Below are 5336 nucleotides of genomic sequence, written 5' to 3'. Positions count from 1 at the left end.
GCCGAAGGCCGCGTCAAAGCCATACTTGTCGAGCGCCTGCTTCAGACCTTCGGTCTTCCACATATCGGTGTGCAGCGCGCCGTGATCGAACGGGTTGATCCCGCGTTCTGCCGCTTCGGGGTTCTGATAGACCAGCAGGTTCATCCCGCTGTCGACCGCCATCTGATCGCGCAGCTTGTACATTTCCTTGAACTTCCACGTCGTATCGACGTGGAGCAGCGGGAAGGGCGGCGGCGAGGGGTAAAACGCCTTGCGTGCAAGGTGCAGCATGACCGCGCTGTCCTTGCCCACCGAATACATCATCACCGGGTTCGTCGCCTCGGCCACCACCTCGCGCATGATGTGGATAGCCTCGGATTCGAGGCGTTCCAGATGGGTAAGCGTCTTGCGATCAGGGTAGGTGGTCATGGCAAGGATACTGCGCTGTTGCGGTCAATATCCTTGCGATGCCGCATCGCAGCATTGAGCGAAGTTCCCATTTGGGAGCAGGGCGCGACTCTTTTTTCTTTTGCCCTGCAAAAGGGTGTTTACTGCGCCTTTGCTGCACAGGCCGACGTATCAGTCGCCGCCCAACTGATGGCGTTTTCCAGCAGGCGCACGTGGTTGGGTTCGTCGTAGGTTTCGGGCATGTGTCCGATGGCGGAATAGAACACGCGGCCCTTACCGATGCAGTTGGTCCACGCCAGCGGATGGTCTGCGCCCATTACCAGCCCCGGCATCTGCGGATCGTTGGGCCGGTAAGTGCTTTCATCCAGTAGCAGCACGGGCGTTGCCCCGGCAAGGCGCGGGTTGGACTTGAACGAATACCATTCGTCCTTCATCTGCCATTGCGCGGGCAGGCCCTTGGCCAACGGGTGCTCTGTCTGCACGGCAATCCGCGCTTCCTGAAACTGTAGATCGCGTGGGTGCCCGGCAAAGCGAGCGCCGATCAGCGTATCGGGATACCAGTCCCAGAAATAGACCGGATCGCCGGCCGAACCGTGCATACCGACAAAGGCACCGCCAGCTTCGAGCCAGTCCTTGAACGCAGCGCGCTGCGACACGGTCAGCACATCGCCCGAGATGTTGTTCCACAGCACGACATCAAACTGGCCCAGCGTCTGCGGGTTGAATGCGCCTCCCTTGTCGGTGAAGGAAAGCGCCCAGCCCTTGCGCGCGGCCATGGCGATCAGCGCGGCGTGGGCGGCATCGACCGAGGGTGTGTCCTTGAAGCCGTTGATCTTTTCAAACACCAGAATGTTCGGCTTGCCCGGTGTAGGCGTGAGTGCGGGCACTTCGTTGTCAAAGCGGGCGCAGCGGGCCACGCGGTCAGCGTCAGTCACGGGAACTTTGCGCAGTGCCGCGTCGATTTCCGCGATCTTGGCAGCGTCAGTGCCGAAGAACCCTGCTGCCGACTTTACATCGAGGATGGCGGCGAAAGTGGGTGGTGTTGTGCCGGTAAACATCGGCGGCATGGCGGCGATCTTGCCGGGGATGGCCTTTTCGACCACGGCCCGTGCCTGCTCGCTCAACAGCACATCGACCAGCGGCGATGCTGCGGAAAACGGCGTGTCGCGGTTGGCGCAATCGGTGACCGGCGCAGCAGCCGAGGCGCCGCTTGCCGCCAAAAGCAGCGCGGCACCGATGGTGGAGGTCATGAGCTTTGCCATCATCACAGCTTTCCTTCCTTCAGCCATTCCGCCGCGTGGTGCGCGGCGCGGGCAGACAGGGCCATATAGGTGAGCGACGGGTTTTGACAGCCGGACGAGGTCATGGCTGCACCATCAGTGCAAAACAGGTTCGGCGCCTCATGGGCCTGATTGTAGCCGTTGAACACCGACGTCATCGGATCGCGGCCCATGCGTGCAGTGCCCATTTCATGGATGCCAAGGCCAGGCGCGCCGGGCTTTGTGGCCTGCGAAATGACCATGCCGCCCGCGCCTTCGATCATCGCACGCCCATCGGTAAGGATCTGCTTGGCCATCTTGCGCTCGTTCTCGCTGAAATCGACGCTGATGTTGAGCAGCGGAATGCCCCACTTGTCCTTGCGCACCGCGTCCTGCGTCATGCGGTTTTCGGGGTTGGGCAGCATTTCGCCGAAACCCGAAATATAGGCGATCCACGGGCCGAATTCCCGGCCACGCTGCTTGATGTCCTGGCCAAGACCCGGCGTTGCGGCATCGGGCATACCCCCGCGCCGAATGACAGCACCCTGATAGCCGTAGCCGCGCACGTAATCGCCGCCCTCTTCGGTGACATTGCGATAGCGCGGGATGTAAATGCCGGTGGGGCGGCGGCCGCGATAGTAGCTGTCCTTCGGGTAATCGGGCATCACACCAATGGTGCTGAGCGCATACATGTGGTCCATGATGTTGCGGCCGACCTGATCGGACTTGTTGCACAGCCCGCGCGGATTGGCTTCGCTTATGGAATTGAGCAGGATCTGGGCTGTGCCGATGGTGGATGCGTTGAGGAAGAAGACCTTGGCTTCGTAGGTCTTGCCCTCCATCGTCTTGGCATCGATCACGCGCACCGATGTGATGCGGCCGGTTTTCGGGTCCTGCACCAGCGAATGCACGATGGCATCGGTCACGGTCGTCAGGTTGCCCGTGCGCTCAGCAGCGGGGAGCGATGACGACAGGCTGGAATGGTTTGCGCCAAAGCTGCAACCGCGTTCGCAGATGGAGCGGTTCTGGCAACTGGTGCGCCCCAGCTCTTCATGATGCGGCTGTGCCTGCGACAGGTTGGCATTGCGACCGATGATGACCTTGCGACCCGGAAATTTCTGTTCGACCGAAACCTTGAACAGCTTTTCGGCGTCGTTCATTTCCCACGCGGGCAGGAATTCGCCATCGGGCAGCTGGGGCAGGTTTTCCTTGCTGCCAGCCACGCCGATGAACTTTTCGACGTGGCTGTACCACGGGGCAAGATCGTCATAGCGGATCGGCCAGTCAACGCCGTGCCCGTCCTTGGCGTTCGCCTCAAAATCCATCGGGGACAGGCGATAGGACTGGCGGCCCCACATGATCGAACGCCCACCAAGGTGATAGCCGCGAATCCACGTGAAGGGGCGCTCTTCGGGTGTCAGATAGGGGTGTTCGCTGTCTTTCACCCAGAACTGCTTGGTTGCCGCATTCACGGCATAGCACTGGCCTTGCACCGGATAATCGCGCGCCAGTTCCTCTTCCGGGATGGCGTTGTTGTTGGGCAGCTCCCACGGCATCTGTGTGTCGTTGTAGTCGGTGACGTGCTCCACCTTGCGGCCGCGTTCCAGCAGCAGCACTTTCAGCCCACGCTCACACAGTTCCTTGGCAGAAATGCCGCCGCTCATCCCCGAGCCGATTACGATTGCATCGAACATGGTCATCACTCGCTTCAGAAGGGGCCAACGCCAAGATAAGGGCGGGATTGTGCGGTCAGCTTGATCGAGGGTTCGAAGGGACCGGGCACGTGTTCATAGATCAGCTCGGTCGCGGCGGCTTCGGGGCTGTAATAGTAGAGATCTACGATCAGGCTTTTGAGCTGAAGGTAGCCTGCATCGGCCACCGCGACGGTTGCGGTGAAGGGGAACTTGCCAGTCGTCGTGGTCGTGCCGGCTTTGGCGAGGGCGGCGGCATCGTGGGCGCGCAGCACGGTTTCGCGCTGCTTTGCATTCAGCTTGGCAAAGCCTTTGCCAGTGGCTGTGCGGGCGGCGGCGTCGATCCGCTGCAATCCGGCCAGAATGGCATCGCGCGTGGTGGGCGCGGCCCAGTGGGCAAGCATGGCATCAAGCCGCTGCGGCACTTTTGCAGCAAGCGCGCCGGGCGTGTCGGTTGCAGGAAGGACGGTATCAGCCACGGCCGAGAGCAGGGCGAACTGGCCTGATGGCAGAGAGGGCGCGCGCCCCTGCAATGCCTTGGCCATGGCGTCTGCCGGAAGGGCGGTGGCGCCCAGCAGAAGCGCAATGCGCGCAAGGGCCTCGCGCCGGTCAACGTGCCGGTCCGTGACTTCGATCATCGGATTATTGTCCTCTCGCTTCGTCGGTCCGCTTCCCGTTTTGCGTGGCTGCGCTGGCGGGGATTCTTGCCGATCTTGCCGGAGATTAGCCAATTGGCAGCGCTGGTCAATACGCGCGCACGATAAATTGACAGCGTTGACTTACGCGTATGGACAAACGGGATGGCAAGCCCCGGCAGACCCTCTGCTATTGGCTGGTTGAGGCGGTCTGTCAGGTCTGCAAGGTTGCGGCAGCAATGGGGGTCTGCAACTGTGCCGGGCAACGGATCAAGGCTGGGGAAGCAAGATGGCAATCAGGACACGAATCACCGACATGCTGGGGATCGAACATCCGATCGTGCAGGGCGGGATGATGAACGTGGGCTATGCCGAACTGGCCAGCGCGGTATCGAATGCAGGGGGGCTTGGTATCATTACCGCGCTGACCCAGCCCACGCCCGACGCCCTGCGCGCTGAGATCGAGCGCACGCGGGGGATGACCGACAAGCCCTTTGGAGTGAACATGACGATCTTCCCGACGGTCAATTCACCCGATTACAAGGCCTATGCCCAAGCGATCATCGATGGCGGGGTGAAGATCGTGGAGACCGCAGGGACGCAGGCGGTGCGTGAGATCTGGGAGATGCTCAAACCCCATGGCGTGACGATCCTGCACAAATGCACTGCCGTGCGCCATGCGCTCTCGGCTGAGAAAGCCGGCTGCGACATCGTTTCGATCGACGGTTTCGAATGCGCAGGCCACCCCGGTGAAGACGACATTCCCGGCCTGATCCTGATCCCGGCTGCGGCTGACAAGGTGAAGATCCCCTTGCTGGCCAGCGGCGGCTTTGGCGATGGGCGGGGGCTGGTGGCCGCGCTCAGCCTGGGGGCAGAAGGTATCAACATGGGCACGCGTTTTTGCGCCACGGCAGAAGCGCCGATCCACGACAACGTAAAACAGGCCTATATCGACAACGACGAACGCGGCAGTTTCCTGATCTTCCGCAATTTCAAGAACACCGCGCGCGTGGGCCGCAGCGCGGTGTCCGAAGAAGTGGTGCGCCGCCTGTCACAGCCTGAGGCCAAGTTCGAGGACGTGGCCGAACTCGTCAATGGCCGTGCGGGCAAGCAGTTGCTGGAAACGGGTGATCTGGCCAAGGGCGTGTTCTGGGCCGGGATGGTGCAGGGCCTGATTCACGATCTCCCAACCTGCCAGCAACTGATCGACCGCATCATCGGCGATGCCGAAAGCGTCATCCGCGAGCGGCTGGGCAGTTTGCTGGCCTAGCACTACTTTGGCAGATTTTTCGAAGGTGCCTTTGCAATGAGCTTATCGCAGTGAGGGCATCGGCGGGGTGGTGGCCGTATGAAGAGGTCGAGAA

5 protein-coding genes are annotated in these 5336 nt (G+C 61.6%); 1 reads left to right on the top strand and 4 read right to left on the bottom strand.

From position 1 onward, the window contains the following. From B7X90_RS17805 to B7X90_RS17790, 4 genes are all read right to left on the bottom strand, one after another. Nucleotides 1-408: phosphoadenosine phosphosulfate reductase family protein (locus tag B7X90_RS17805; RefSeq protein ID WP_292626819.1), on the bottom strand; the 408-nt coding region annotated here is incomplete at its 3' end. 119 nt (nucleotides 409-527) lie between these two features. Beyond that, on the bottom strand, nucleotides 528-1652 hold the full coding sequence (locus B7X90_RS17800; RefSeq protein ID WP_292626816.1) for a ThuA domain-containing protein: 1125 nt from the start codon (nucleotides 1650-1652) through the stop codon (nucleotides 528-530). After that, a complete protein-coding gene (locus B7X90_RS17795; protein ID WP_292626814.1) occupies nucleotides 1652-3346 on the bottom strand; it encodes a GMC family oxidoreductase in 1695 nt (564 codons plus the stop codon). The genes B7X90_RS17800 and B7X90_RS17795 overlap by 1 nt, the downstream gene beginning before the upstream one ends. Before the next feature lie 8 nt (nucleotides 3347-3354). Then, a complete protein-coding gene (locus B7X90_RS17790) occupies nucleotides 3355-3975 on the bottom strand; it encodes a gluconate 2-dehydrogenase subunit 3 family protein (protein ID WP_292626811.1) in 621 nt (206 codons plus the stop codon). 286 nt (nucleotides 3976-4261) lie between these two features. Here B7X90_RS17790 and B7X90_RS17785 point away from each other — a divergent pair, with 286 nt between their 5' ends. Next, nucleotides 4262-5242 carry a nitronate monooxygenase family protein gene (locus tag B7X90_RS17785; protein ID WP_292626809.1) on the top strand — a complete coding sequence of 327 codons (981 nt, stop codon included), beginning with the start codon at nucleotides 4262-4264 and terminating at the stop codon, nucleotides 5240-5242. The last annotated feature ends 94 nt before the right edge of the window (nucleotides 5243-5336 follow it).

This window comes from Novosphingobium sp. 17-62-19, assembly GCF_002256775.1.
Lineage (GTDB): Bacteria > Pseudomonadota > Alphaproteobacteria > Sphingomonadales > Sphingomonadaceae > Novosphingobium.
The sequence above is the reverse complement of the archived record's forward strand: the minus strand, read 5'-3'. Positions and strand labels throughout refer to the sequence as shown.

Coding starts and splice junctions, on each gene's coding strand:
- B7X90_RS17800 (WP_292626816.1), bottom strand. CDS start 1,652: ATGATGGCAAAGCTCATGACCTCCACCATCGGTGCCGCGCTGCTTTTG.
- B7X90_RS17795 (WP_292626814.1), bottom strand. CDS start 3,346: ATGACCATGTTCGATGCAATCGTAATCGGCTCGGGGATGAGCGGCGGC.
- B7X90_RS17790 (WP_292626811.1), bottom strand. CDS start 3,975: ATGATCGAAGTCACGGACCGGCACGTTGACCGGCGCGAGGCCCTTGCG.
- B7X90_RS17785 (WP_292626809.1), top strand. CDS start 4,262: ATGGCAATCAGGACACGAATCACCGACATGCTGGGGATCGAACATCCG.